General features: G+C 35.2%; 1 protein-coding gene. It reads right to left on the bottom strand.

Going from position 1 to position 3,132, the window contains the following annotated elements; genetic code table 11:
• Window positions 1-87: 87 nt before the first annotated feature.
• Window positions 88-2,952: an ATP-binding protein gene (locus BUB85_RS20615; RefSeq protein WP_073113343.1), complete on the bottom strand. Its 2,865-nt coding sequence runs from the start codon at window positions 2,950-2,952 to the stop codon at window positions 88-90.
• Window positions 2,953-3,132: the final 180 nt, after the last annotated feature.

Genomic DNA, 3,132 nt, shown 5'->3' with positions numbered 1-3,132 from the left:
ATTACCGAAATAATATCGCAAAACAGGTTTTAAAAATTCTCTGTTTTGTACAAAAATTAATTAGTTCCCCAAGGGGGTTCTGAACAGTTACGAAAGAATAATATCATCAATCTCTCTTTTTTTATCAATTGGCAATGATGATGCTCGTGTAATTGAGCGTAAACGCATTGGTGAAAATTTTTTGCTCTGCTTCTGTTCAACTAGTGCCGTTATCAACTTGCCTTTTATCAATCTAAGCTCTGCTTGATTTGTCATTTCTATTTTTGTATTATATCGATCGTCCCATTTATCTACTTTCATTAAAACAGGGGACAACCATCCTTTTTGATAAACAGCTGCAACTCCCACATTTAATCTTGACAATTCCCGCGTCTGTTCATCACTCAGTGACAACGCACTTCCTAACTCTTCACAAGCATCTTTTGCAGGCGTATTCATGATAATCTTTGTTGCTGTATTTTCAATTGCTGATGTATCTACCGCCATAGGCGATTGATCAATAATAACAAAACCTTCCCCGTACGTGCGCATTTCCTTAATAGAATTACTAATCATCTCAACAGACTTTCCAATCATATTTGCGCCTTCTTGATTTTGATCTTTGGACGTTCGTTTTAAAATGTTATGTGCTTCTTCTAAAACAGTAAGATGCCTCAAATTTGAATTCAATTGTAGCTCCGGATTACGTTTTCGCTGGGCTTTTCGGTATTCATTTAATTTCATAATAAGAACGCCCATAATTAATGCAATAGCCTCGTCTGAACCTAGTTCACTCAAATCAATTACAACATTGGAATCAAATATTAAGGAATCCTCGATGCCTTCACTGTTTTTGAAAATCACTCCATTAATTCCAACAGTCATAGATTGTACTCTTGTTAGAAGTGCCCCTTTGTAATCCCCTTTAGAATCTGCTGAATAATCTGAATGATTAATAATATCTGGTAAAATCTTTAAAACATCTGCAAATACCGGATATTTATGATCACTGATTCCAGGAATCCATATAGAATTCTGTACATCCCAACCACACCGAATATAACTCTCCACCACAGCCTGTTTTAAAATAGCAGGCATTGCCGCATATAACGGCCATGATGCATTAAATATTTGCAACAATTGTTCAATATGAGCCAATAAATGAATATCTTCCGGAAATTGAAATGGATTTATTCTTAAAAGTCGATATGCATTAGGATCTGTTGTAAAAATTTTTATTCCTTTCAATCCACCAAATATCTGTTTATATTCGCCCTTTGCCGGTTCGATAATCATTATTTTCACATCATGATTTAAAACTTGCTCTAACAGTTGATATGTTGCATAGGATTTTCCAGAACCAGATGAACCTGTTATAAAACAGTGAGACGACAACAAATCTAAATCCATCACTACTCTGGGTTGTTCCTTTACCCCCATATGATAAATATTTCCAAACTCCATTTGACGTTTAGGCATTTTATTCTCGTATACAACAGCACGACCAAATTCTGCCATCTCGACAACAGCAAGTCCAGATACGGATTTCTTTGGCAATCCCATAACTAAAGGTAACTCATTGCCACTCACCAGATTTGTAGGTGTTACTAATTGTTTTTCATATCCCCCTTCAAGTGCAGGCATCTCAGCACTTGGGTGCGTCAGATGTAGAATATTGTCCATCATCTTCTTTATAGAGTCTTCTTGATTCAAAGACCATACATTAAAATGTGCACTTTCAACATTTGATTCATTTCCAGTCATAAGCGCTTTATATGCATTTCCACCTAGCACAGTTGTATGAATATCTTTAGACATAAAATAACTGCAAAACTCCCACATTCCAAATGATTCACATTTTTTAAATCGCTCCAACTGTGCTTGAGCACGTTCAACTAAATTTTCTACTCCTTTGTTTTCAAAATTTAAAGTAACTGTATTAGATGTTCCTTTTGTCTCCGTTTCTCCCTCAGAAGTACCATCTGTTGATGATGCCCCCTCGCTTTCCGATACAGACTGTGTAAAAGAATTACCTGAAGTATAAGAGTCAAACGAACCATTTGAATAACTATTATTACTCCCCCAATTTATACTGCTTCCATTATCTGAAAAGCCACCACTAAAACTATTTCCACTACTGGCACTACTATTTGTTCCACTCGAACGTGATTTACTTGTTGTGTTCGAATTACTCACACTCCTATTTATGGATTTTGAAAAACTGGATGAAATACTTTTATTAACAGCCATACTTTCATTTTGCCCATATGCAATCGATAATTTTGCATGGGGAGATAATGAAGAACACAATTCCTCATAACCATGCTTGCGCTTTTCTATTGTCAGTGAATCGAGCGGGGTTGCTAGACATATCATGGTATATTTTTTCCCACTCATTGTGTCAATAAACTTTTCGATTCCTTGTACAAAATTCTCTGTTTCATTCTCCTCTTCACGTGTAGACGGAACAATAGAAACAGAGGAGACACTCTTTATATTCTCATTTTCTATTCTTTGTATAAAACTAGTTGTGTTTTGTACATCCAAAGAATCAAATACAATCCCAGGAAAGTTTCCTTTTAATGTTGATTCCAACACATCGCCAGCAACAGCTGTGTTATTATCCGCTCTAACACCTATGTAAAAATGAACAGTATCACCGTTACTATCTAGAATAAGTGCAACTGAACTTCGTAAACTATGTAATGCTGAGTAGACACTCATTAGCTTATTCTTAAACTTTTCTTCTGCATCAAATACAATCTTAGATATTTCAATTATTCTTATTTTAGAAACATCCAAAATACCTCTCGCTGCCGGTAAGATTGGTGCTGTTGAAAAACCATCCAGATATGTTCTATTTAAATAAACATCTGCAACATGAAATCCTTGAGCAAGTTGACGTTCATTATCTTCTCTTTGTTTTGAAAATCGCCACGATTGTTCCATTGCTGAATAACGTTTTACTTGCATAGTAGTATGCCCCCTCAATTTGAGTATTCGTTTTATTAAATATTTGTAAAACTTACACTTGAAGCATTTTTCATAATGTATAAATATTCGTAACTGTTCAGAACTCCATTAGTTAAAGATGATATCGGAATTCCCTAAAAGGGCTTCTCTGATTGCTGTAAAAGCATTTATTCCATGCTT

The organism is Hespellia stercorisuis DSM 15480, assembly GCF_900142165.1.
Lineage (GTDB): Bacteria > Bacillota > Clostridia > Lachnospirales > Lachnospiraceae > Hespellia > Hespellia stercorisuis.
This window is presented reverse-complemented; position numbering and strand designations above follow the sequence as displayed.

Bases quoted from the DNA above. Each gene is read 5' to 3' on its own strand.
- BUB85_RS20615 (WP_073113343.1), bottom strand. From the start codon at position 2,952: ATGCAAGTAAAACGTTATTCAGCAATGGAACAATCGTGGCGATTTTCA.